At 31.4% G+C, this 23,124-nt stretch carries 23 protein-coding genes; 17 read left to right on the top strand and 6 right to left on the bottom strand.

Features of this window, described 5'->3' with window-relative positions; genetic code table 11:
• The first annotated feature begins 82 nt into the window (after nt 1-82).
• The 6 genes from DFQ10_RS07205 (at nt 83) to DFQ10_RS07180 (ending at nt 8,216) form a co-directional block, all read left to right on the top strand.
• Nucleotides 83-4,477 (top strand): translocation/assembly module TamB domain-containing protein, encoded by a 4,395-nt coding sequence (locus DFQ10_RS07205; RefSeq protein ID WP_245940643.1) that lies wholly within the window; start codon nt 83-85, stop codon nt 4,475-4,477.
• A 136-nt stretch (nt 4,478-4,613) separates the two neighbouring features.
• Nucleotides 4,614-5,600, top strand: coding sequence for a 6-phosphofructokinase (pfkA, locus tag DFQ10_RS07200; protein ID WP_115816730.1), 987 nt, complete (start codon nt 4,614-4,616; stop codon nt 5,598-5,600).
• A gap of 28 nt (nt 5,601-5,628) precedes the next feature.
• On the top strand, nt 5,629-6,630 hold the full coding sequence (gene gap, locus DFQ10_RS07195) for a type I glyceraldehyde-3-phosphate dehydrogenase (protein WP_115816729.1): 1,002 nt from the start codon (nt 5,629-5,631) through the stop codon (nt 6,628-6,630).
• Between the two features lie 74 nt (nt 6,631-6,704).
• Nucleotides 6,705-7,568, top strand: coding sequence for an N-acetylglucosamine kinase (locus DFQ10_RS07190; RefSeq protein ID WP_115816728.1), 864 nt, complete (start codon nt 6,705-6,707; stop codon nt 7,566-7,568).
• A gap of 1 nt (nt 7,569) precedes the next feature.
• The gene (locus DFQ10_RS07185; RefSeq protein WP_115816727.1) at nt 7,570-7,932 is read left to right on the top strand and encodes a methylglyoxal synthase; all 363 of its coding nucleotides are present in this window, start codon (nt 7,570-7,572) and stop codon (nt 7,930-7,932) included.
• 98 nt (nt 7,933-8,030) lie between these two features.
• On the top strand, nt 8,031-8,216 hold the full coding sequence (locus tag DFQ10_RS07180) for a hypothetical protein (protein WP_115816726.1): 186 nt from the start codon (nt 8,031-8,033) through the stop codon (nt 8,214-8,216).
• An 85-nt stretch (nt 8,217-8,301) separates the two neighbouring features.
• Here the strand turns inward: DFQ10_RS07180 and DFQ10_RS07175 are convergent, their stop codons facing one another.
• The 3 genes from DFQ10_RS07175 to DFQ10_RS07165 are packed head-to-tail and all read right to left on the bottom strand — an operon-like array spanning nt 8,302 to nt 11,677.
• Complete coding sequence (locus DFQ10_RS07175; protein WP_115816725.1) at nt 8,302-9,168, bottom strand: hypothetical protein; 867 nt, start codon at nt 9,166-9,168, stop codon at nt 8,302-8,304.
• Nucleotides 9,161-10,003, bottom strand: a complete 843-nt coding sequence (locus DFQ10_RS07170) for a hypothetical protein (protein ID WP_147299188.1) — start codon at nt 10,001-10,003, stop codon at nt 9,161-9,163. The genes DFQ10_RS07175 and DFQ10_RS07170 overlap by 8 nt, the downstream gene beginning before the upstream one ends.
• A gap of 45 nt (nt 10,004-10,048) precedes the next feature.
• Nucleotides 10,049-11,677 (bottom strand): acyl-CoA carboxylase subunit beta, encoded by a 1,629-nt coding sequence (locus DFQ10_RS07165; RefSeq protein ID WP_115816723.1) that lies wholly within the window; start codon nt 11,675-11,677, stop codon nt 10,049-10,051.
• 181 nt (nt 11,678-11,858) lie between these two features.
• Here DFQ10_RS07165 and DFQ10_RS07160 point away from each other — a divergent pair, with 181 nt between their 5' ends.
• From DFQ10_RS07160 to ettA, 7 genes are all read left to right on the top strand, one after another.
• A complete protein-coding gene (locus DFQ10_RS07160) occupies nt 11,859-12,212 on the top strand; it encodes a DoxX family protein (protein ID WP_115816722.1) in 354 nt (117 codons plus the stop codon).
• 17 nt (nt 12,213-12,229) lie between these two features.
• Nucleotides 12,230-12,760, top strand: a complete 531-nt coding sequence (locus tag DFQ10_RS07155) for an NADPH-dependent FMN reductase (protein WP_115816721.1) — start codon at nt 12,230-12,232, stop codon at nt 12,758-12,760.
• A gap of 2 nt (nt 12,761-12,762) precedes the next feature.
• A complete protein-coding gene (locus DFQ10_RS07150) occupies nt 12,763-13,044 on the top strand; it encodes a GNAT family N-acetyltransferase (protein WP_115816720.1) in 282 nt (93 codons plus the stop codon).
• A 25-nt stretch (nt 13,045-13,069) separates the two neighbouring features.
• Nucleotides 13,070-13,507 (top strand): MarR family winged helix-turn-helix transcriptional regulator, encoded by a 438-nt coding sequence (locus DFQ10_RS07145; RefSeq protein ID WP_115816719.1) that lies wholly within the window; start codon nt 13,070-13,072, stop codon nt 13,505-13,507.
• A 25-nt stretch (nt 13,508-13,532) separates the two neighbouring features.
• Nucleotides 13,533-14,258 (top strand): pirin family protein, encoded by a 726-nt coding sequence (locus DFQ10_RS07140; protein ID WP_115816718.1) that lies wholly within the window; start codon nt 13,533-13,535, stop codon nt 14,256-14,258.
• Between the two features lie 100 nt (nt 14,259-14,358).
• Nucleotides 14,359-14,541: a CAL67264 family membrane protein gene (locus tag DFQ10_RS07135; protein WP_115816717.1), complete on the top strand. Its 183-nt coding sequence runs from the start codon at nt 14,359-14,361 to the stop codon at nt 14,539-14,541.
• Nucleotides 14,542-14,615: 74 nt separating this feature from the next.
• Nucleotides 14,616-16,307 carry an energy-dependent translational throttle protein EttA gene (ettA, locus tag DFQ10_RS07130; RefSeq protein WP_115816716.1) on the top strand — a complete coding sequence of 564 codons (1,692 nt, stop codon included), beginning with the start codon at nt 14,616-14,618 and terminating at the stop codon, nt 16,305-16,307.
• Nucleotides 16,308-16,356: 49 nt separating this feature from the next.
• Here ettA and DFQ10_RS07125 read toward each other — a convergent pair whose 3' ends face one another.
• From DFQ10_RS07125 to DFQ10_RS07115, 3 genes are all read right to left on the bottom strand, one after another.
• A complete protein-coding gene (locus DFQ10_RS07125) occupies nt 16,357-16,560 on the bottom strand; it encodes a hypothetical protein (protein ID WP_115816715.1) in 204 nt (67 codons plus the stop codon).
• Nucleotides 16,561-16,570: 10 nt separating this feature from the next.
• Nucleotides 16,571-16,795, bottom strand: a complete 225-nt coding sequence (locus DFQ10_RS07120; RefSeq protein WP_115816714.1) for a hypothetical protein — start codon at nt 16,793-16,795, stop codon at nt 16,571-16,573.
• Nucleotides 16,796-16,994: 199 nt separating this feature from the next.
• Complete coding sequence (locus DFQ10_RS07115) at nt 16,995-17,780, bottom strand: MBL fold metallo-hydrolase (RefSeq protein WP_115816928.1); 786 nt, start codon at nt 17,778-17,780, stop codon at nt 16,995-16,997.
• Between the two features lie 166 nt (nt 17,781-17,946).
• On the opposite strand from DFQ10_RS07115, the gene DFQ10_RS07110 reads away from it, so the two are divergent.
• The 4 genes from DFQ10_RS07110 (at nt 17,947) to DFQ10_RS07095 (ending at nt 23,122) form a co-directional block, all read left to right on the top strand.
• Nucleotides 17,947-19,293 (top strand): coiled-coil domain-containing protein, encoded by a 1,347-nt coding sequence (locus tag DFQ10_RS07110; RefSeq protein ID WP_115816713.1) that lies wholly within the window; start codon nt 17,947-17,949, stop codon nt 19,291-19,293.
• Between the two features lie 160 nt (nt 19,294-19,453).
• Entirely contained in the window at nt 19,454-20,023 is a 570-nt protein-coding gene (locus DFQ10_RS07105) for a hypothetical protein (RefSeq protein ID WP_115816712.1), read from the top strand.
• The gene (locus tag DFQ10_RS07100) at nt 20,020-21,066 is read left to right on the top strand and encodes a hypothetical protein (protein ID WP_115816711.1); all 1,047 of its coding nucleotides are present in this window, start codon (nt 20,020-20,022) and stop codon (nt 21,064-21,066) included. Before DFQ10_RS07105 ends, DFQ10_RS07100 begins: the two co-directional genes overlap by 4 nt.
• Nucleotides 21,067-21,160: 94 nt before the next feature.
• Nucleotides 21,161-23,122, top strand: a complete 1,962-nt coding sequence (locus DFQ10_RS07095) for an AAA family ATPase (protein ID WP_115816710.1) — start codon at nt 21,161-21,163, stop codon at nt 23,120-23,122.
• The last annotated feature ends 2 nt before the right edge of the window (nt 23,123-23,124 follow it).

Raw genomic sequence — 23,124 nt, 5'->3', positions numbered from 1 at the left:
ATTAAAATCTATAAATTCTATCAAACGGATACTTAAAATATTAGGTAAAATTGTAGCAATTATATTGCTCCTTTTTTTCATTTTGTTTTTAGTACTCTCAATTCCTGCAGTACAAACCAAGTTAGGTAAATATGTTACTGATACTGTTAACAAGGATTTTAAGACAAACATTAATGTTGCTCGAGTAGGTTTACAACTTAATGGTGATGTAGAGTTAAAAGGAATTTTAATTAGAGATTATAAAAAGGATACACTGATTAGTGTAGGAGAATTAAACAGTTCTATCATTAGTTTTAATAATCTTTTAAACAGTAAGTTGAATTTTGGAGACATAGATCTTCAGAATGTGATTTTTAATCATAAAACATATAAAGGAGAGAAAGATTCAAACTTAGATATTTTTGTTGCAAAGTTCGATGATGATAACCCAAGAGTTGGACCAAGTGAATTTTTGTTTTCCTCGAGCGATGTTTCTATTCAAAATGGCATTTTTAGGTTAATTGACGAAAATTTAGAAACACCTAAAATTTTTGAATTTACAGAACTCAATGCAAATACAACCGATTTCTTAATTAATGGTCCTGAGGTTAGATGTAGAATAAATAAATTAGGTTTTAGAGATAGTAGAGGCATTGCTGTTAAAAATTTAATGGCAAATTTTGAGTACACCCTAGACCATATGAATTTTGGTGACTTAAACATTAAAACTGAACTTTCTGAACTTAAAGGAGAACTAAGGTTTAATTACAACCGTGAAGATTTTGCTCATTTTACAGACAAAGTAAATGTTGAAGCAAGCTTTAAGGATTCTGACATCTCTTTAACAGAGTTAAACGTGTTTTTTGATGAATTTGGAACTGACCAACATGCCCAATTAAACGCAGATTTATCTGGTACTTTAAATAATCTAGTAGCTACAAATCTTAATGTTAGTACTACTAGAAACACAAGAATTGTTGGAGATATTACATTCAAAAATTTATTTAGTAGAGCAGACGACAGTTTTGCATTAGAAGGCAAGTTTCAAAATCTAGCTTCAAATTACTATGACTTAACCGCTTTAATGCCAAGATTGTTAGGTAATTCTATACCAAGTGTAATTTCTAAAGTTGGTAATTTTAAAATAAAAGGCACCTCTTATATTACAGCAAAAAAAGTAGAAGCAAAAATTGATATCGATACTGATTTAGGGTTTATTAAATCGGATTTAAAACTTACAAACATTGACAATATAGATAATGCGGATTATGTTGGAAACATTGTTTTAGATGAATTTAATATAGGTGCACTACTTAACGACCCACTAATTAAAAATACATCTTTAAATTTAGATGTAAATGGAAAAGGGTTTACTATAGATAATTTAAGCACAGATGTGAAAGGAGATATTTTTGTTTTAGATTATAACGGTTATACTTACAGAGATATTTCGCTTTCTGGTGATCTTGGAAATAAAATTTTTAATGGTGTTGTAAAAGCTGAAGACCTTAATTTACAACTCGATTTTAATGGTTTAGTAGATTTTTCTGAAGATATAAAAGCATTCGATTTTAAAGCACAAGTAGGCTACGCTAATCTTAATAAATTAAATTTTGTAACAAGAGATAGTATTTCTGAATTTAGAGGCTTGGTAACAATGACGGCTAAAGGATCTACTTTAGATAATGCCACTGGAGATATAAATATCCAAAATACAACTTATAAAAATCAAGATGGTAGTTATAATTTTCAGGATTTTGATATTGTATCTTCTTTTAACGAAAACGAACGTACCATTTCTATAAATTCTCCAGACATTATAGATGGAAAAATTACAGGTCAATTTAAAACTAAAGATATTCTTGGTTTGGTAGAAAACTCTGTTGGTAGTATTTATACCAATTATGTGCCCAATAAAGTTGAAGCAAATCAATATATTAATTTTAGATTCAATATTTATTCTAAAATTGCAGCGGTTTTTTTTAAGGATTTAACCATCGGGAAAAACACCTTTATTGAAGGCCGTATTGAAACTGACGAAAAAGGATTTGAGCTTACATTTAATTCTCCCGAGATTAAATTTCAAGATTATTTTGCCAACAATATTAATGTAACTATTGATAACAGCAATCCTTTATATAATACATATATTGAAATTGATAGTTTAAGTGCTGGTATTTATAATGCTTCACAATTCAGTCTTATTAATGTAACAAAACGCGATACATTATTAATTAAATCGGAATTTAAAGGAGGAACAAATAATATAGATGATTTTAATCTAAATCTTTTTTATACCATCGATGAAACCAATCAATCGGTTGTTGGTTTTAGAAAATCTGATGTAAAGTTTAAAGGTTATGATTGGTTGTTGAATGCTAAAAAAGACACTTTAAATAAAATTAGATTTGATAGAAAATTTAAGAACTTCGATATATTTCCTATAAAAATAACACAAGGAGATGAAGAAATATTGGTTTCTGGTAGCGTAAAAGATTCTATTAATAAAGATTTTAATGTCGATTTTAAAGATGTACAACTCGTTAAAATCACACCGCGTATAGACAGTTTAGCTCTAAAAGGTATTGTAAATGGAAAACTAGATGTGGTGCAAAACAATGGTGTTTACTTACCAAAATCTAATGTAGAAATTAGTGGGCTTTTTGTAAATGATTATGATTTAGGTAATCTTAAGGCTAAGGTTGAAGGCAACAATTCCTTAACCAATTACAATGTAGATGTTACTCTAGTTAATGACAATCTAAAATCTTTAGATGCAAAAGGAACTATTGATGTGGGACAGAATGATCCAAAAATAGATGTAGATGTTGTTTTTGAAGAATTTTTATTAGATCCCTTAAATCCATTGGGCGAAGGTGTTATTAATAATATTAGAGGCCTAGTCTCTGGTTATGCTAATGTCACAGGAAGCTTAAGAAAGCCAGCGATTTATGGAGAGTTATTATTAGATAGAGCAGGTTTAGCTATTCCTTATCTAAATGTCGATTACGGTTTTGATTTTGACTCTAAAGTGTCACTTAGAGGTCAGCAATTTATATTTAATGATGTCTCAATGACAGATTCTAAATACTTCTCTAAAGGTAATCTTAATGGTTTTATTGCTCATGATAATTTTTCGGATTGGAAACTTGGTTTAGTACTAACAACAGACAGACTGTTAGTTTTAAATACGGAAGAATCTGAAGACGAACTCTATTATGGTACAGGATTTATTTCAGGATCGGCTGAAATTAAAGGGCCAACAGATCAATTAGTCATAGAAGTAAATGATGGAAGAACAGAAGCCGGAACCGAGTTTTTTATTCCTTTAAACGATTCTGAAAGTTTTGGTGATAACTCATTTATTCAATTTTTAAGTCCAGAGGAAAAACAAGCGCGAATAAATGGAATAATTACAGAACAAATTGAGGTAAAAGGTTTAGTGTTAGATTTCGATTTAGATGTTAATGAAAATGCTGTTATAGAAATTGTAATAGATAAAGAAGCTGGTAGTACAATTAAAGGTAGAGGTAGAGGTGGTTTAAATTTCTTAATTAACACCAATGGAGCTTTTAATATGTGGGGAGATTTTGTGGTATATGAAGGAACTTACAATTTTAAGTATGAAGGTTTAGTTGAAAAGAAATTTAAAGTAGAACGCGGTGGAAGTATTGTATGGGAAGGTGATCCTTTGAGAGCGGAATTAAATCTAAAAGCGGTATATGAAGGTAGTGCTAACCCTTCCGTTTTATTAGATAATCCTATTAGCCAAAGTATAGATGTAGAAGTAGAAATTCATTTAACAGGTCAATTAGAACAACCAGATCCTCAATTCGATTTTAGGTTTCCTGGAGTTAGTTCTACCGTAAAATCTGAGTTAGATTACAGATTATCTTCAAAAGAAGAACGCGACAATCAGGCGTTAATTTTTTTAGCAACCGGTGGATTTTCAAATGGAGTAAGAGGTGCTAATTTTACGGGTACTATTTCAGAACGACTTACAGGTATTGTGAATAACCTTTTTGGTTCAAGCAACGGTAATCTAGATGTCGGTTTAAATTTTGAATTAGGACAAGACACACCAGAGTTACAAACCAATAATAAAGTAGGTGTTACACTTCAAACTAAAATAAGTGATAAAATCTTAGTTAATGGTAAGGTAGGTGTACCATTTGGTAGTGCAAGTCAAACGGTTATAAGTGGAGACGTACAAATAGATTTATTGCTAAATGAAGATGGTACATTAAGAGCTAAAGTTTTTAATAGAGAAAATAGTATTAGAAATTTTGGTGAAGAAATTGGCTTCACACAAGGTGTCGGTTTATCATATAATGTAGAGTTTGATTCTTTTAAGGAGTTGATTCAAATTATCTTTTCAGGAAAGAATAGAAAAGACAATGAAATTGACAAAACAAAAGAAAAAAAGGACAATAAAGACAATGATTTGATGCCAGATTACATGACTGTGAAAGAAAAAAAGACAAAAACAAGGTCTTAAAATCTTAAATTCTACATATTTATTAAAATACTTATTAACGAAAACGTTTGAATTGATTTATTAGGGATTATTTATGACAATAGTCACTTTTTTGTATGTATTGTTTCTTAATTTTACTGTAAAATAAATAAAAAGAATGCTACATACAATTAAAAAAATAGGTGTTTTAACATCTGGAGGTGATGCTCCAGGAATGAATGCTGCAATAAGATCTGTAGTTAGAACTTGTGCTTTTCATGATATTAAATGCTACGGTATTTATAGAGGTTATGAGGGAATGATTGACGGAGATTTTGTTGAAATGGATGCACGAAGCGTTAAAGGTATCATTAATAAAGGTGGTACGATGTTAAAATCAGCTCGTTCAAAAGACTTTAGAACAAAAGAAGGTAGAGCAAAAGCATATGAACAATTAAGAAAAGCAGGTATTGATGCTTTTGTAGTTATTGGTGGAGACGGTAGTTTTACTGGTGCTATGATTTTTAATAAAGAATACAATTTTCCAGTAATGGGAATTCCTGGTACCATAGATAACGATATTTTTGGTACAACGCATACGCTTGGTTACGATACAGCTTTAAATACAGTTGTAGAAGTAATAGATAAAATTAGAGATACGGCAAGTTCACACAACCGATTATTTTTTATTGAAGTTATGGGACGTGATGTTGGACATATCGCATTAAATGTTGGAATTGGTGCTGGAGCTGAAGAAATATTAATTCCTGAAGAAGATTTAGGTTTAGATCGTTTATTAGAATCTTTAAGACGTAGTAAACAATCTGGTAAATCATCTAGTATAGTTATTGTTGCAGAAGGTGATAAAATAGGTAAAAGTGTCTTTGAACTTAAAGATTATGTTGAAGAGAACATGTCTGAATACGAAGTGCGAGTTTCTGTTTTAGGGCATATGCAACGTGGTGGTGCACCATCTTGTTTCGATCGTGTTTTAGCTAGTAGAATGGGTGTAAAAGCTGTAGAGAGTTTAATTACTGGAAAAAGTAGTTATATGGTTGGAATGAAAAATGATGTTATGGATTTAACACCATTTGACCAAGCAGTAAAAGGTAAATCAAAAATAAACAAGGAACTTTTAAGAGTTTCTGATATCATGTCAATTTAATATATTAAACTAAAATAAAAAGAGAGTAATGGCAAATTTAAAATTAGGAATCAACGGATTCGGTAGAATAGGTAGAATAGTATTTAGAGCAACAGTAAAACGTCATGACGTAGATGTTGTAGCTATCAACGATTTATTAGATGTTGAGCATTTAGCATATTTATTAAAGTATGATTCAGTTCACGGAAGATTTGATGGAACTGTTGAAGTAAAGGATGGTCATTTAGTAGTAGATGGTAAAACAATCCGTGTTACTGCAGAAAGAGATCCAAAAAACTTAAAGTGGGATGAAGCAGGAGCAACTGTTGTTGCAGAATGTACAGGTATTTTTACATCTTTAGAAACGGCTCAATATCATATTGATGGTGGTGCTAAGAAAGTAGTAATTTCTGCACCAAGTAAAGACGCACCAATGTTTGTAATGGGTGTAAATGACAGTAAATTAACTGCTAGTGATACCATTGTATCTAATGCATCTTGTACAACAAACTGTTTAGCACCTATTGCTAAGGTTATAGAAGATAACTTCGGAATTGAAGAAGCGTTAATGACAACAATTCACGCAGCGACTTCTACTCAGTTTACGGTAGATGCACCTTCTCGTAAAAATTACCGTTTAGGTCGTTCTGCTCTTAACAACATTATTCCTTCTTCTACAGGTGCTGCAAAAGCAGTAGGTAAAGTAATTCCTGAATTAGATGGATTATTAACTGGTATGGCGTTTAGAGTACCAACGGTAGATGTTTCTGTGGTAGACTTAACAGTTAAAACTAAAAAAGATACAACCTTAGCAGATATCAAAGCAGCAATGAAAAAAGCTTCTGAAGGATCTATGAAAGGTGTTTTAGGTTATACTGAAGATGCTGTAGTTTCTCAAGATTTTGTTAGTGAAGAGAGAACTAGTGTTTTTGATGCAGACGCTTCAATTGAATTAAATTCAACATTCTTTAAGTTAATCTCTTGGTATGACAATGAATTTGGATACTCAAACAAATTGGTTGATTTAGCTCAAAAGGTAAATAGCTTATAATATAATAGTAATTCTAAAATTCCGTAGGGTTATGAATTGGTCATATCCTACGGAATTTTTAATTTTTAGACATTATGATTTTAATAACAGATGGAGGTTCCACAAAATGCGATTGGATAGCTATTAATTCCGATGGTATTCAAGCTGTGGATAAAATTAGAACTAAAGGTTTAAATCCTGCGATTGTGCCAGAGAAAAAACTGAATAAAATCATTCGTAAGAGCAAAGAATTAATGGAGATTGCAGATCAAGTGACTCATATTCATTTTTACGGAGCTGGCTGTGGTACTGAAAAACCAAGATTACTATTAAAATCAATTTTAGAATATTATTTTAAGAATGCTATTGTTGAAGTTAGAGAAGATACTTATGCTGCAGTTAGAGCATGTATTAATACTAATGATGAAGCAGCTGTAGTTTGTATTCTAGGTACAGGTTCTAACTGTAGTTATTACGATGGTAAAGATTTACACCAACGCGTGTCTAGTCTTGGTTATATTTTAATGGATGATGCCAGTGGAAATTATTTTGGAAAACAATTAATAAGAGATTATTTCTTTAAGAAAATGCCAGATACAATTAGTGTGGCGTTTGCTCATAAGCATAATTTAGATGCGGATTTTATTAAGTACAATTTATATAAACAATCTAATCCTAGTGCCTATTTGGCGGATCATGCAGAGTTTATGTTTATAAATAAAGATTCAGAATATATCAGTAATATTATAACTAAAGGTATTCGTTTGTTTACAGAAAATATGATTCTTCAATATAAAGAAGAGTTAAAAGAAGGAGTGCCTGTTCATTTTGCTGGTTCTATTGCCTATTTTGGTCAAGAAGAAATTAAGCAAGTTGCCAAAGAATATGGCTTTAAAGTCGGTAATTTTGTAAGACGTCCAATAGAAGGTTTAGTAAATTATCACGTTAAAAATCTTTAATATGGAAATAGCTATCATAGCTCACGATGGAAAAAAGGCAGAAATGGTTCAGTTTTTAAATGAGCACAGGGACATTTTACATCATAAAAATATCAATTTAGTTTCTACAGGTACAACAGGAGACAAAGTGTCTAAAGCAGGTTTTAAAGTTAATGCTTTGTTGTCTGGTCCTTTAGGAGGCGATGCTCAAATAGCAGCGCGAGTAGCAGAAGGGCAATGTAATATGGTCTTGTTTTTTAGAGATCCATTAGATCGCCATCCGCATGAGCCAGATATTTTAATGTTAATGCGATTATGTGATGTACACAATGTACCCTTGGCTACAAATCCTGCAACAGCAGATTTATTAATGAAGTCTTTATGAATTTTTTAATAACCTGTTAATAAAACTAGGCAAGGCTGTTGTAAAACTTATATTTTGGTTATATCTTTGTACCAATAAACGTAAATGACACAAGAATTATGTTCGAATTTGATCAATATTTAGGATTTTTAGCATTTTTAACTATATTAACTATAGGCTTTTGGTTAATGATTTTTCTTTTAACCTTTGTGATTCCTTATTGGGTATTTGGTTCAGCATTTGAGCGTTTAAAAGAAATTAAAGAAGAAAAGAAAGCTAAACGTCAAGGTTTAACGCTAGATTAATAATCTATATTATATAAAAAAAAAGAGCGCAATTTGCGCTCTTTTTTTATATGCTAATTTTGTTGAGTTAAAAACACTATTAGGTTTAATTATTGATTATATATATGTCTGTTCTACCATCCTTTAAACTCTTTTTGTGCCTTTTGTGTTGTGCTTCAAAAGATAATTTTGTTGTTCCTTTGCAAATACCGTAGGAGTAATGGTATTGTAGTAATTGTTTATCAAATTCAGACATTTGCTTATTTTCGGAATAGCAATTTGAAAAATAACTATTACATCCCAATTCGTGACTTCTTTTAAACCAGCCTAATGACCCAAAAAACAAGTCTTTTATTTTTTCTTGAGCTAATTTATTTGAAAACATGCGTTTTCTAATAATTCGCATGTAACCTTTATAAATTTGACTTTTTTTATTCCAATAAATACTATAATCCGATTTCCTATATTTTTCTAATTTTTGGCTAAATTGAAAATCGTCATCGTAATAAATAAAATAATTTGCTTCATTTATATTTTTCACTCTAGAGATATTTAATGAATCAACAGCTCCTTCTATCTCTTTGGTAAAAGACATTATATTTTTTATGACTTTTTTATCCATGCCTTCCGAAAAATAAATCTTTATAGGCGTTTTCCAATACTTCATTGTTTTTGTATCAGCTGAATCTTTGTGATACAGCTGAAAAGCAACCTTCTTGTACTCTTCTAAAAATGTAGAGTCTTTATATTCATAACGAACAGGAATGCCTTCTAAGTCTGGGTGGCTTAGGACCTCTATTAAAGTATCCTTTCCAATAATAATGTTACCCAAAGAGTCACTAGCTTCAAATTTTCTTTTAAAATTTTCTTTTGAAACATAAATTTTTTTATTTTTAAATTTAGGATCTTGGGAAAAACCAAAAACGAATAAAAAACTAAATAATAGAAATAAAACTTTAGAGTGCTTATTCATTTTTACAAATTGATTTAGATGTTTGAACGAGTTCATCTATTTTAAATGCAGAAACAAGTTGATCATATATTTTAAAATAATGCATTTTTATTAACTCAAAGTCTTCAATAGATATAGTTTCGCTGTTTATATATTGAGAGCTTACTAAACTTGTTTCTGAGAATGATTTATTGATAATGAATGATCCTAAACTCAAAAAAAATACCTGTTTAAGTTTTGGAAGTAGTAATGATTTATCATCTAGGTTATCTAAATCAATTTGCATAGTACCTGCATAAAATTTTCTTGTTTTATCTGTTAACATAGAATAACTTATTTTACTTAGAGGATGAGTTTCATCGTATTTGTTATCTCTAATCGTTAAATTAGGAATTATTGTATTTGATACTTTAATTACATAGTTTGAGTCTTCTATGTTTTTAACAAAATCTATTTTTAAGTTATTAATAGTATTTAATGGGTTATAAAATTTTATGAACTTCGTTCTCACATTCCTAGGAATAGAAGGGGCAAAATAAACTTTAATATCACTATTCCACTGATTAGATTTTTGAAGCTTGTCATCATTCCATTCATAATAAAACACCGCTTTTTTATATTTTTTTACAAGAGAATCATTAGTATAGCAGCTGCAAAACAATTTTAATTCAGCTTCTGTAAGTTCATTTTTTAGATTTACTAGAGTATCATTATCTGTTATAAAATAGTCTTTAATAATTTCTCTTTCATTTTTATCAAGTTTCTTAATAGATATGAAGTCTTTTTTTTTGTTGAGACCTAAATCTACACCAGTTTGAGCTATAGTATTAATTGTAAAAGATAAAACTATAAGCAAAATCAAAAATTTGAACATAATAAAATTATTAGATTATCTGTTAATTTAAACTTGTAAAACTCCCATATTAAAAGGCTTTTCAATAGGAGCGTGGTTAGCCGCTTCAATTCCCATAGAAATCCAAGTTCTAGTATCTAAAGGATCAATTACGGCATCAGTCCAAATACGAGATGCAGCGTAATAAGGAGATACTTGGTTGTCGTATCTATCTTTTATTTTATTGAATAACTCTTCTTCTTTCTCTTTTGTAATGGTTTCACCTTTCTTTTTAAGCGAAGCCGTTTCAATTTGTGCCAAAACTTTTGCAGCAGAATTCCCACTCATCACAGCAAGTTCTGCACTTGGCCAAGCCGCAATTAATCTTGGGTCATAAGCTTTTCCGCACATGGCATAGTTTCCGGCTCCATAACTATTTCCTAATATGATTGTAAATTTTGGTACTACAGAATTACTAACTGCATTTACCATTTTTGCTCCATCTTTAATAATTCCCGAGTGTTCTGATTTACTACCTACCATAAATCCTGTCACATCTTGAAGAAAAACTAAAGGAATTTTTTTCTGATTACAATTAGCAATAAAACGAGTAGCCTTATCTGCAGAGTCATTATAAATAACACCACCAAATTGCATTTCACCTAGTTTGTTTTTAACTAATTTTCGCTGATTTGCAACAATACCAACTGCCCAACCTTCAATTCTGGCGTAAGCTGTTATGATTGTTTTGCCATAATCTTCTTTATATTCATCAAATTCAGAATTATCAACCAAGCGCTTTATGATTTCTTTCATATCATATTGATCAGCGCGACTTTTTGGAAGAATACCATAGATGTCATCCGGATTCTCTTTAGGTTTTTTAGATTCAGCTCTATTATAACCTGCTTTGTCAAAATCACCGATTTTATCAACGATATTTTTTATTTTATCTAAAGCATCCTTATCGTCTTTTGCTTTGTAATCTGTAACTCCAGAAATTTCACAATGTGTAGTTGCTCCGCCTAAAGTTTCATTATCTATAGTTTCGCCTATAGCAGCTTTTACTAAATAGCTACCTGCTAAGAAAATACTTCCTGTTTTATCAACAATCAGAGCCTCATCACTCATAATAGGTAGATAAGCACCTCCAGCCACACAACTTCCCATAACTGCAGCAATTTGGGTAATACCCATACTACTCATAACTGCGTTATTTCTAAAAATACGACCAAAATGTTCTTTATCTGGGAAAATTTCATCTTGCATTGGTAGAAAAACTCCAGCGCTATCCACCAAGTAAATGATTGGTAAACGGTTTTCTATGGCAATTTCCTGAGCGCGTAAGTTCTTTTTTCCTGTAATAGGAAACCAAGCGCCTGCTTTAACGGTGGCATCATTGGCAACAACAATACATTGTTTTCCTTTTATGTAACCCATTTTTACAACTACACCTCCAGACGGACAGCCTCCATATTGCTCATACATACCTTCACCTGCAAAGGCACCAATTTCAATCGATTTAGCTTTGGGATCTAATAAATAATTGACACGCTCACGTGCAGTCATTTTACCTTTAGCTTTATGTTTCTCAATGCTTTTTTCTCCACCACCGAGTTTAACTTTTACTAAACGTTTTTTAAGATCGGAAAGAAGAAGCTTATTATGGTCTTCGTTTTTGTTGAATTTAATATCCATATGTGTTGCCCAAAATAGTGGGTGTTGTATTTGTTAAAACTTCGTTTTTGTTTTGCACGAATTTACAAAACGAAAAGATGTTTGGAAAGTGAATGGTTTGTAAAATAATATTACATGGAATTATTTTCCTTGGAAACTAATTAATTTTATTGTAGTTTTGTATCACTAAAACAAATAAAATATGAAAACGAATAAAATTATCTATTACGCAGCTACCGGTTTATTAACATTGTTAATGTTATTTTCTGTTAGTATGTACTTTTTTAAACATGATGATATTGTAATTGCATTTACAAATTTTGGATATCCAGCCTATATAATTTATCCGTATGCTATACTAAAATTATTAGGATTGATTGTGCTTTGGGTTCCAGGATTAAAAACGTTAAAAGAATGGGCTTACTCAGGCTTTTTCTTTGCTTTCATTCTGGCCTTTTTTGCACATTATATGATTGGTGATGGTGAACAAATGGCAGCAGTAGTAGCATTTATTTTGCTATTAGTATCTTACACTTTTTATAAAAAAATCAATTAAACCTAAACATTAAAAAAATGAAAAACATCATAGCATTTGCCGGAAGTAATAGCAGTACTTCAATTAATAAGCAGTTAGCCACTTATGCATCTCAGTTAGTAAATAATGTTAGTACAACGGTATTAGATTTAAATGATTTTGAAATGCCAATTTATAGTTCAGATAGAGAGCAAACTCAAGGTTTTCCTGAGCAAGCTGTAGAGTTTGTTAATCATTTAAAGGAAGCAGATGGTTTTATAATCTCTTTAGCGGAACATAACGGAGCGTACACTTCGGCATTTAAAAACATATTTGATTGGGCTTCTAGAGTAGAACAAAAAACATTTTTAAACAAACCATTATTACTTATGGCAACATCTCCAGGAGCTAGAGGTGGAGCATCTGTTTTAGAATTGGCTTCTGATCGTTTTCCTAGACACGATGCCAACATTACAGGGCAATTTTCGTTACCGTCTTTTTACGATAATTTTTCTGAAGGTAAAATTACGAATGACACCTTAAATACCGAATTGTTGAATAAAGTGAAACTTTTTAAAGACAGTTTATAATCATGGAATTAAAACACGAAACATCAAAAAAAAGCACTAGATTTTATTTGCTAGATGACGAAAAAGAAATTGGTGAAATCGCGTATGCACATGTTAATGACGGTCGCATCGATATTCATCATACAGAGATTGATCCTAATTATAGAGGTCAAAATCTTGGTCAGCAATTAATAGATGCAATAGCTGATTACGCAAGGGAAAACAACTTTAAAGCAACAGCAAGTTGTCCTTATGTAGCCAAAGTATTTGGTAAGACAACACAATATGATGACATTAAAGTATAAATAGAATTACTAAGACTATTAACACATGGGAGATTTATCGAAAGATATTAATTCAAAATTCGAAAACTTTAGAGTAAAGGCACTTCTAAATATTATTTATACAGCCAATTGGATAACGAGTAGTCAAAGTGAATCTTTTAAAAACTTTGGAATCTCACAGCAGCAGTACAATATTTTAAGAATTTTAAGAGGTGCTAAAGAACCTTTGAAAGTTCAGACCATTAAGGATAGAATGTTAGAACGTTCACCTAATGCCACACGATTAATGGATAAACTTTGTGCTAAAGATTTAATTAAACGTTTGCCATCAGAATACGATAGGCGTGTGGTTAAAATTGAAATCACACAGCAAGGTTTGGATTTGTTAAACACCATTCCGAATGATATGAATAAAGAATTAATTAAAAACTTAAGTGAAGAGGAAGCGGAGCAATTAAGCAATTTATTGGATAAAATGCGCTAATAGAATTAAATAAAAGGAAATTATCATGAAAAAAGTACTACATAAAGCAGACAGTAGAGGATTTGCCAATCATGGATGGTTACAAGCTAATCACTCCTTTAGTTTTGCAAGTTGGAATAATCCTGAACGCGTACATTTTGGAGCATTAAGGGTTTTAAATGACGATATTATAGCACCAAAAATGGGATTTGGAACACATCCTCATGATAATATGGAGATTATAACCATACCATTAAAAGGTGTTTTAAAGCATCGTGATAATATGAATGATGATTGGCAATCTGTACTTCCAGGCGAAGTACAAGTGATGTCAGCAGGAACAGGCGTTCAACATTCTGAAATTAATGGATCGGTTGATGAGCATTTAAGTTTATTTCAAATTTGGATAATTCCACAAAAACGACATGTAGAGCCTCGTTATGATCAAAAAACATTTAAGCCTGAAGATCGAAAAGGACAGCTTCAAACGTTAGTGACGTCTTTTGAAGATATAGACTCAGAAAGCCTAAAAATTCATCAAGACGCTAAACTTTCTAGAATTGATTTATCAGAAGGTGATACATTTACATATCAACTAAAAGGGAAAAATCATGGTGTTTATATGATGCTGATTTCTGGCAATGCTGAAGTTGAAAGCGATGTTTTAGAAGGTAGAGATGCCATTGGAATTTCAGAAACGGATAGCTTCAATATAACTACTAAAACGGATAGCGAATTATTATTTATAGAAGTTCCTATGATTAATTTTTAGTTTTTGATACAATTTACATCAGAAGCATCACAAATAGTGATGCTTTTTTTATTTAAAATGCGATATTTGTAGTTAACTAACTATAAAACTAAGATTGAATATGGCAATGAATAAAAATACAGTATTAGCTTGGGCTACATGGATTATGGTATTTGTCGGATGTGGATTAATTGCACTTGGCGCATTTAGATATGATGATGTCGCAGGTTGGGGCTTTGCTGCTGTTGGTGGTGGATTTTTCTGTATTGCATGGGTTTTTAATGCATTAAAAGGAAGAGTATAAGTCGGTTATTGGTCTTTAGAATTAGGCTATAACGGATTAAAATTAAAATTGTAAATCAAAAATCGTAAATAATAATGTCTGACGATAAAAAAGTAATTTTCGCAATGTCTGGTCTTACTAAGACCTTTCCTGGAGCAAATACTCCGGTGTTAAAAAATATATATTTAAGTTTCTTTTATGGAGCCAAGATTGGTATTCTTGGACTTAACGGTTCTGGTAAATCTACTTTATTGAAGATTATAGCTGGAGTTGATAAGAATTACCAAGGAGATGTAGTTTTTCAACCTGGTTATACGGTTGGCTACTTAGAGCAAGAACCACAATTAGATGACGATAAAACCGTTATGGAAATTGTAAGAGAAGGTGCTGCTGAAACTGTAGCTATTCTTGATGAATACAACAGTATTAATGATCAGTTTGGTTTAGAAGAGGTGTATAGCAATCCAGATAAAATGGAAAAGCTTATGAACCGCCAAGCAGAATTACAAGATCAAATTGATGCAGCTAATGCTTGGGAATTAGATACCAAGTTAGAAATAGCAATGGATGCGCTAAGAACTCCAGATGGTGATAAGAAAATTGGAGTGCTTTCTGGTGGTGAACGTCGTCGTGTAGCGCTATGTCGTTTGTTATTACAAGAACCTGATGTATTGTTATTAGATGAGCCAACCAACCACTTAGATGCAGAATCTGTACATTGGTTAGAGCATCATTTAGCACAGTATAAAGGGACTGTTATTGCTGTAACGCACGATAGATATTTCTTAGATAATGTAGCAGGTTGGATTTTAGAACTCGATAGAGGTGAAGGGATTCCATGGAAAGGAAATTACTCATCTTGGTTAGATCAGAAATCAAAACGAATGGCTCAAGAAAGTAAAACAGCGTCTAAACGTCAAAAGACTTTAGAACGTGAGCTAGATTGGGTACGTCAAGGAGCTAAAGGTCGTCAAACTAAGCAAAAAGCACGTTTGAAGAACTATGATAAATTAATGAGTCAAGATCAAAAACAACTTGACGAAAAATTAGAAATCTATATTCCTAATGGACCACGTTTAGGAACCAATGTTATTGAAGCTGTTGGTGTTGCTAAGGGTTACGATGATAAATTACTTTATGATAATCTAAATTTCAATTTACCTCAAGCAGGTATAGTTGGTGTTATTGGACCAAATGGTGCAGGTAAAACAACCATTTTTAGAATGATTATGGGTGAGGAAACTCCAGATAAAGGAGAATTCAAAGTTGGTGAAACAGCGAAGATTGCTTACGTCGATCAAAAGCATTCTAATATTGACCCAGAGAAAACGATTTGGCAAAACTTTAGTGATGAGCAAGAGTTGGTAATGATGGGAGGAAAGGAAGTAAATTCTAGAGCCTATTTAAGCCGTTTTAACTTCTCTGGTGGTGAACAAAATAAAAAGGTAAAACTACTTTCTGGTGGTGAACGTAACCGTTTACACTTAGCTATGACGTTAAAAGAAGAAGGTAATGTATTACTTTTAGATGAGCCTACTAATGATTTAGATGTTAATACTTTGCGAGCATTAGAAGAAGGTTTAGAAAACTTTGCAGGTTGTGCAGTAGTTATTAGTCACGATAGATGGTTCTTAGATAGAATATGTACACATATTTTAGCTTTTGAAGGAGATTCTCAAGTCTATTTCTTTGAAGGAGGCTTTAGTGAATACGAAGAAAATAAGAAGAAACGTTTGGGTGGAGATTTAATGCCAAAACGAATTAAGTATAGAAAGTTAGTAAGATAAATTACAGACTATCAAAACAAAAAAAAGCCAGTAATTAGCTGGCTTTTTTTTATTTGTTATTATAAAGATGGTTGTTATTAATAAAATAATTGTTTTCTATTTCTAAGTTTTCGAGTACTTTGAAATTAGCATTAAAATTCTCTATTTCTTTATTGATAGATGCATCATGTTCATGTGCGTATAAATCAGGTTTACTATAAATAATATATATACCAAAAATAATGAAGAAGGGAATTAATAATAAATAGGTCATATAAGCTGATTTAGTTATCTCCATAAAGATGTCCACTTGGAATATCTTCATTAGATTCTTCATAGTCGTTATATGCATTCGTTTGCATTAATTTCTTATTCTCAGCTTTCAATTTATACATCTTTACAATAGCTATTAAGATGAAAACAAGAAATACAGACGCTACAGCGATTAAAATCATTGTGAGTTGTGTCGTCGTCACAATTAAAGCTATGGAAAGCAGGACTTTAAACATAATTAATGGCTTTAGAATTGGGTTCTAGAACGCTAATATAGAAAAAATCTTAATGTTAAATGCTTAATTTTAAAATATTTACAATTTTTAATCAACAATTTCTTCGATTAACAGTTTGTTTAATCGGATGAAGCACAGTGTTTTTAAGGTAAATATGGCTTTTATGAACTTATCAACAATAGATTTATTTTAGATATTTCTATTTATACCATTTTAACGAGACAACTTCAATCTCCTTATCACCTTCATTAACTAATGTTTTAAATTTTTTAATATCACTGAGACCTTCAGTTCCTCTGTAATGGTAAGGGTAAACAGTTTTTGGTTTAAAGTCTAAAACAGCACTGGCAGCACTTTCAACAGGCATAGTATAAGGTAAATTCATACAAACAAATGCTTTATCAATATTTTTAAGGTTTCGCAGTTCTGGAATATCTTCAGTATCACCTGAAATATAAATACGTTCATCATTTATAGTAAGAACATAACCATTACCTCTTCCTTTTGAGTGATACTTTAAAGCGTCTTCTCTTAAATTATACATAGGTATAGCTTCAATAGTTATACCATTATATTCAAAGTTATCATCATTCTTTAAGGTTACAATATTGTGCTGAGTAAGGTTTGCTGGTAATTTTTCTACTACCGCCAATGGAGCAATAAGAGTTGCGTTAGTAAGATCTATAGCTTCTAATGTCTCTAAACTTAAATGATCTCCGTGAATATCAGTTATTAAGATTAAACTTGGCTTTTTTATGTCTTTAAAAGATTCTAAAACACCTGTTGGATCAACATATATAGTTTCGTTTTCTGTTTCTAAAACAAATGTAGCATGAGATATAGGTATAATGTTTAAACACGATTGATTTGGTTCATCAACAGTTTCAGTTTCAAGAACAACGGTATTTTCTTTTTGAGTTTCATTTTTACAACTCAAACTTGTTGTCGTAATTACTAGTAATAAGATGTTTATTAGTGATTTCATATTCTTAATTTTTTTTATAAAAGTATCGATTATGCATTTAATTTTATTAGTGTGTAACATTTTTATAACATTAACTACATATAATTAGCGAGTAAAGTTTTTATAGTCTTAAAAAATTACCGAAATTGTTAACCTTAAACTGTTCAACTTAATAATACGATACAATATGTCTGATGATTTTGATTTATTAGAAACAAATTCCAACGAAAAAACAGCGAAAGTCGATGTGAATTGGGGAAAAGCCATAGACCAAATGAAGTCTAAATTGGCACAGGAAGATGATCCTGAAAGTCGTCAGAAAATATTAAATGCAACATTAGATAATGTTGTTGATATGGCGGAAAAAGATAGAACCACTTTATTAGATGCTATTAAAGACTTAACGGATTACCAAGATGAAGTTGGGATTATGTTCGAAGGTTTTTCAGCCTTAAATGCTTCAGAACAAAAAATCATTGATGATTCAATAAAACGTTTAGAGCGCGCAAAAGTTGAGTTAGAAGATGCAAATGCAAAGCCAGATACATTTTGGAACAATCTTTTCGGTAGAAAAGGAAAAATAAAAACCGCAGAACAAGAGCTTAAAGAAGCTCAAAAAGTGCGTGATGCTGCAGATAATAAAGCAAAAGCGATGTTTCAGCAACGTATTGAAACTGCAGATGTACAAACCTTATTAAATGAATTGTCATTTAAGAGTCAAGCAGCAGTAAAACGTTTAAAAGACAGAGAGATTGAAATTAAAGAAGTAGAAGAAAGTCTTAAAACAGCTATTGTAGAAGCATCTAACAATCATACAAAAGCACTTCAGAAGAAAAAAGAAGTAGAGGATAAGCTCGAAACTGAATATGCTTTATTAAAACAAGCACGTCAAGCTTTAGAAGAAGTTGCCGATAAACAATCAGAAGAATACTCTAAGGCTCTAGGTGCTGTAACAACATTAGAGCAAAAAGTAGAAGAATTAGAAGGACTTAAAAATGCGTATACTACACTAGCCGCTTCAAAAGATAGTTTTGTTCACAAACATAATCTTACTATTAAAGTTTTAACGTCGTTACGTAGCAACTTACAAACGCATCGTGCAAAATTAAAGTCAGATACAGACGAGCGTCTTAAATATTACGATGGTTACGTTGTGGCTTTAAAAGCACGTACAGATCAAGAGTTTGCAGCCATTTTAGAACATTTAGGAGTTAAAACAGATGAGCATATTGGTGAAACTTTAGCATCAATGCATACAGCAAGTGCTAAAGCACGTCAAGAAATGATGGACAACATTCCTGTTCACGAAAAAGTAATGCAAGGTGTTTACGGAAGTTATGCTGAAGCTTTACAAGAAATTAGAGAAAAGGATAAGTCTATTCAAAAGAATTTCGCAGATCGTTACGGAATTGATATGAAAGAAATTTTTGAAGATTATTACGCAGCAGATGCAAATGCAACATCTGGTGATGGAGGAGGAGAGCCAGCAGGCGAACCAAAGCCAGAAGCTGGTGATGATGACCTTTTAGGATAATTTAATGATGGCGTTACCTACTTTTGTTTTAAGGACAAAAGTAGGTCAGGCTTTCCACTATATCTTTTTTTAGAAAAAGAAAAAAGGATGCCGTTTCAATCCTTAACGTAAAAAAAAACAATTTTTACTTATTTTCATTTAGTTATAGCTAAGTGTTTCAATGGAAGACTTTTTAAGAACAATAAAATTAATTGATACTTTCTCTACTACTTTGAATGTGTCTAGGTCCAAGTTTACTTCAGCTTTGCGTAATAATGTTGATGAAGCAGATATTGATGGATTGCTTTCCGGTGCATTTGAAGCATTTTCCTCAAGCGATAATATATTTACAGGTTCTGTTAATCAGAATGGCTTTAAGATAAGAAAAAGAAAACGTGCTTTTGAAAGTACTTTTATAAAAGCAACGGCAGAAGGTAAGCTTATTGAAAAAGGAGGTGCATTGGAAATTGATGTCCAAATTAATACTTCTAATAACCATATGATTTTGTTTTTTGGAGTTTTGACGATATTCTTTTTTATGGCTTTTAGTTTGTTAATAATTCGAGCTTTTTTTTTAGATAATGAATTTTCAACAATAATAAAAATAGTCCCAATTGTAGGTATTTTTATTCTCGCCCTATTTATGTTTGGAATTCCGTATTTAATTATGAAAAATGGCGTACAACATATAAAACAAGATTTAGAAAGAGAATTTCATTTTATCATAAGTAAATCTAATACTCTAAAATGATAGTTACACCATTAGATTCCGCAATATTAGATTCCAAAGAACAATATGTGTTTTATCACAAAATGATAGATTTCACATTAAAGGAACTTATATATGCTGTTCAAGAAAAACAAATTTTAAACCAACAAGAAGTCTTGCTGTTTAAGCAATACAGTGATTTGCTATTATATTCAATCGAGGCAATGCGTGTAAAATACATGTATGACGACGAGGAAAATATGAAAGTTGATTTAACCGATTCTGGTTTTCCAAACTATTTAGAATTTAGATATTTATTTAACGATTTAGAATTACGTGAAGAATACCTAGGAAAACTTACCAATACAGATGTCCTAAAAGAAGAATTTTTAGACACATTAATGCGAAAAAAAGAGCCTATCCCTAAACGTAAACTCTTTCAAGCAGCTTCAATTGTTTATTATACATCAGCTAAAAAAGAATATATTTTCAATCGTTTTGTACAAGGTAAAATATTACCAGCACCAGAAGGCTCTGAAGAAGAATACTTAGTTAGTTGGAGTTTCTATGATGTGTCTCATAACAGACCATACATTTGTTACATGTATTTTGATTATGATGGTAAAAATGTAGAAGATTATAAAGATGAAATTTATTCTATCCTTAAAAATGCAGCTGATCGCGATATGAATTTAGATACCATGGCTTACGCTATAGATAAACGATTACCAAAAGTATTTCCAAAACGTATAAGACGAGTAGACTTAGGACCTTTACATAATGTTTTTGCAAAGGACGAGAATAAAGTAACACATACCATATTACAAAGTATCGCAAACAAAGAGATTCCTTTAGAGTCTTATGCAATTTCTTTTAAAATAGATGAATTGAAATCTGGTAGTGAATTTAAAGAAGGTAGCTTTTTTAGTAAACAAACGTTTCAACGTTGGGATGCTATTTTTAGACAACGTTACGTTTTTGCACCACATAGAATTATTCAATTACTATATAATAAAACACCAGAGATTATGAATAAATTGGCTTTGGCGCCAATTCAAATCTCTGAATTAAAAATGGATAAATAATGGTTTAGTAGACTGTATACTAAAGACTAAATTAACGCAACAATAAGTCCGATAGCGTAAAAACTGAAGACTGCATACTGAAGACAAAAAATAAATGGAACACAACTCAACTTTCCCTATAAAACAAAATGAACTAGATATGCTTCGAGATGAAGCAACTACATATTTAAAATCTATTCAATGGGAGCAAAGTCAACGCGCAAAAAACAAAGATAACGACGCAAAAGATGAATCTATCTTATTGTATTTATCTCGAGCAAATAACGGAAGCAACGTTAATGTAACTTCAGTTTCAAAAACTATTTTGGCTTTAAAGAAACGTTTGTTGCCAGAATCTGTAGCACTTCCTATTTATTTAAATCAGACGTTGTTTGCTGTTCAAGAAGGATTAACACTTGGTATTTGGATTAAAGATAGCTTTTACGATGCGTCAGGTTTGTCTACGTTAAGCGAAAATAAATCGGCATTAGATAGTTCTGGTAGGCGTGAGTACGAAAGTAAAATGCACACATCAACGGCATTTATGTTGTTTTCTGCAGCTTATAAAATTCTTCATGATTTAAAACCACATGCTTCTGATGATTTATCTGTGATGAAGCAGAAGTTTGCAGGTATTCCGGAAGTGTCTTTACTGACACCTTTAAAGGGAATTTCTTGTCAATTATTTTATTATGATAAGTATTTAGGTCATCCTGATATTATAAAATCCGATAAAGATGTTATCGATTTTACGGTAGTTTATTTTGAAGCTTTAATAGATGAAATTCAACTTAGAAAAAGTAGTTTAGAATACACAGAAACTATTGTTGATAGAACTTACAAACTCGAAAATTCAGAGTTTGCCATTTCTGGTTGGGATAATGCTTTCTCTGGTACAGCAAAAAGTATTGAATTTAACAAAATTCAGTTTGAACAAATTGTAGGAAACAGAGATGCCAAGCATTTTGCACGTCGTTTAACGGAACGTTTACTAAGTTATGATATAGAAGCTAAGAAAAACCCATTCCAAGAACTAGGAGGATTTATGCCTGTTTTTATGGGGTACGGAATTCCTGGTACAGGAAAAAGTATGTTGATTGCAGCTATTGCAACACGGTTAAAAGAACATTCAGATAATTTAGATATTCCGTTTTTATTCCACCCAATGCCAGATACGTTGATTAGTACATTTCAAGGTGGTTCTGCAGAAAAAATGGTAGAGTGGATGAAGCCTTTGCAAGATCCAACAAAATTAATTTTTGCACCAATTGATGATGCAGAAAATAATTTACAAGAACGATCAGCTCAAGGTGTTTCTGCAGGTGTAAAAGAAGTGATTGGTGTATTTTTAAGATATACAGAAGGTGCTTATGCTGTAAATTACGGTAACAGTTCTATTGGCTTATTTACCAATTTACCAGAAATGTTGGATAAGGCTGTAATTTCTAGAGTACAAGGAAGATTTAAAATTGATGGAGCACGTACTGAGCACGATTTTGTTGATCAAGATTACATTTGGTGGAAGAAGTTACAAGACACAATGCCTGATTTTGTGAACATGAATGATCCTGAGGTATATAAATATTTATCGGATCAAGGATTGGCCAACAGTATGGGAGAAATTCTTAATGCTATAGAAAAACCTTCTGAAGCAAGAGTTCATGATACGTTTGATAAAGTTGAAAAACTGCATCAGAATACTGACCACATGTTTTATGCAGCTTTATATAAAGAGATTCAGAAAATATTTCCGTTTTTCTCTTCAAGAGATGTTAGAAACATTCAATCTGCAATTTCATTACGACTTACGGATTTTGATTTAGAACAAGACTGGTTTGAAAACCCTGAAACCTATTTTAAAAAGGATTACGAAACTAAATTCAACATGCTTCAAGAATTAATGAAGTCTAATATGAAAGGTTTAAACTTTTCAGATATTAGAAGACAAGAAGTAATTAGATATTTAGATAACGTAGCAACCATTGCAGATACAGATTTTAAACGTAAAGTAGATGCTAGAGTAAATCAAATGAATATTGATACTAAGGCTCGCGAGCAGTTTGGGAATAAAAATTAATA

Source organism: Winogradskyella eximia (genome assembly GCF_003386165.1).
Lineage (GTDB): Bacteria > Bacteroidota > Bacteroidia > Flavobacteriales > Flavobacteriaceae > Winogradskyella > Winogradskyella eximia.
Note: the sequence above shows the minus strand (reverse complement) of the source record. Positions and strands in the feature narration are given on the sequence as shown.

What these genes read in the sequence shown, in the direction of transcription:
- DFQ10_RS07155 (WP_115816721.1), top strand. Translation starts at nt 12,230, where the DNA reads ATGAAAAACATCATAGCATTTGCCGGAAGTAATAGCAGTACTTCAATT.
- DFQ10_RS07150 (WP_115816720.1), top strand. Translation starts at nt 12,763, where the DNA reads ATGGAATTAAAACACGAAACATCAAAAAAAAGCACTAGATTTTATTTG.
- DFQ10_RS07190 (WP_115816728.1), top strand. Translation starts at nt 6,705, where the DNA reads ATGATTTTAATAACAGATGGAGGTTCCACAAAATGCGATTGGATAGCT.
- DFQ10_RS07145 (WP_115816719.1), top strand. Translation starts at nt 13,070, where the DNA reads ATGGGAGATTTATCGAAAGATATTAATTCAAAATTCGAAAACTTTAGA.
- DFQ10_RS07100 (WP_115816711.1), top strand. Translation starts at nt 20,020, where the DNA reads ATGATAGTTACACCATTAGATTCCGCAATATTAGATTCCAAAGAACAA.
- DFQ10_RS07165 (WP_115816723.1), bottom strand. Translation starts at nt 11,677, where the DNA reads ATGGATATTAAATTCAACAAAAACGAAGACCATAATAAGCTTCTTCTT.
- DFQ10_RS07125 (WP_115816715.1), bottom strand. Translation starts at nt 16,560, where the DNA reads ATGACCTATTTATTATTAATTCCCTTCTTCATTATTTTTGGTATATAT.
- DFQ10_RS07120 (WP_115816714.1), bottom strand. Translation starts at nt 16,795, where the DNA reads ATGTTTAAAGTCCTGCTTTCCATAGCTTTAATTGTGACGACGACACAA.
- pfkA (WP_115816730.1), top strand. Translation starts at nt 4,614, where the DNA reads ATGCTACATACAATTAAAAAAATAGGTGTTTTAACATCTGGAGGTGAT.
- ettA (WP_115816716.1), top strand. Translation starts at nt 14,616, where the DNA reads ATGTCTGACGATAAAAAAGTAATTTTCGCAATGTCTGGTCTTACTAAG.
- DFQ10_RS07105 (WP_115816712.1), top strand. Translation starts at nt 19,454, where the DNA reads ATGGAAGACTTTTTAAGAACAATAAAATTAATTGATACTTTCTCTACT.
- DFQ10_RS07160 (WP_115816722.1), top strand. Translation starts at nt 11,859, where the DNA reads ATGAAAACGAATAAAATTATCTATTACGCAGCTACCGGTTTATTAACA.
- DFQ10_RS07180 (WP_115816726.1), top strand. Translation starts at nt 8,031, where the DNA reads ATGTTCGAATTTGATCAATATTTAGGATTTTTAGCATTTTTAACTATA.
- DFQ10_RS07140 (WP_115816718.1), top strand. Translation starts at nt 13,533, where the DNA reads ATGAAAAAAGTACTACATAAAGCAGACAGTAGAGGATTTGCCAATCAT.
- DFQ10_RS07095 (WP_115816710.1), top strand. Translation starts at nt 21,161, where the DNA reads ATGGAACACAACTCAACTTTCCCTATAAAACAAAATGAACTAGATATG.
- DFQ10_RS07135 (WP_115816717.1), top strand. Translation starts at nt 14,359, where the DNA reads ATGGCAATGAATAAAAATACAGTATTAGCTTGGGCTACATGGATTATG.
- DFQ10_RS07110 (WP_115816713.1), top strand. Translation starts at nt 17,947, where the DNA reads ATGTCTGATGATTTTGATTTATTAGAAACAAATTCCAACGAAAAAACA.
- DFQ10_RS07175 (WP_115816725.1), bottom strand. Translation starts at nt 9,168, where the DNA reads ATGAATAAGCACTCTAAAGTTTTATTTCTATTATTTAGTTTTTTATTC.
- gap (WP_115816729.1), top strand. Translation starts at nt 5,629, where the DNA reads ATGGCAAATTTAAAATTAGGAATCAACGGATTCGGTAGAATAGGTAGA.
- DFQ10_RS07185 (WP_115816727.1), top strand. Translation starts at nt 7,570, where the DNA reads ATGGAAATAGCTATCATAGCTCACGATGGAAAAAAGGCAGAAATGGTT.
- DFQ10_RS07115 (WP_115816928.1), bottom strand. Translation starts at nt 17,780, where the DNA reads ATGAAATCACTAATAAACATCTTATTACTAGTAATTACGACAACAAGT.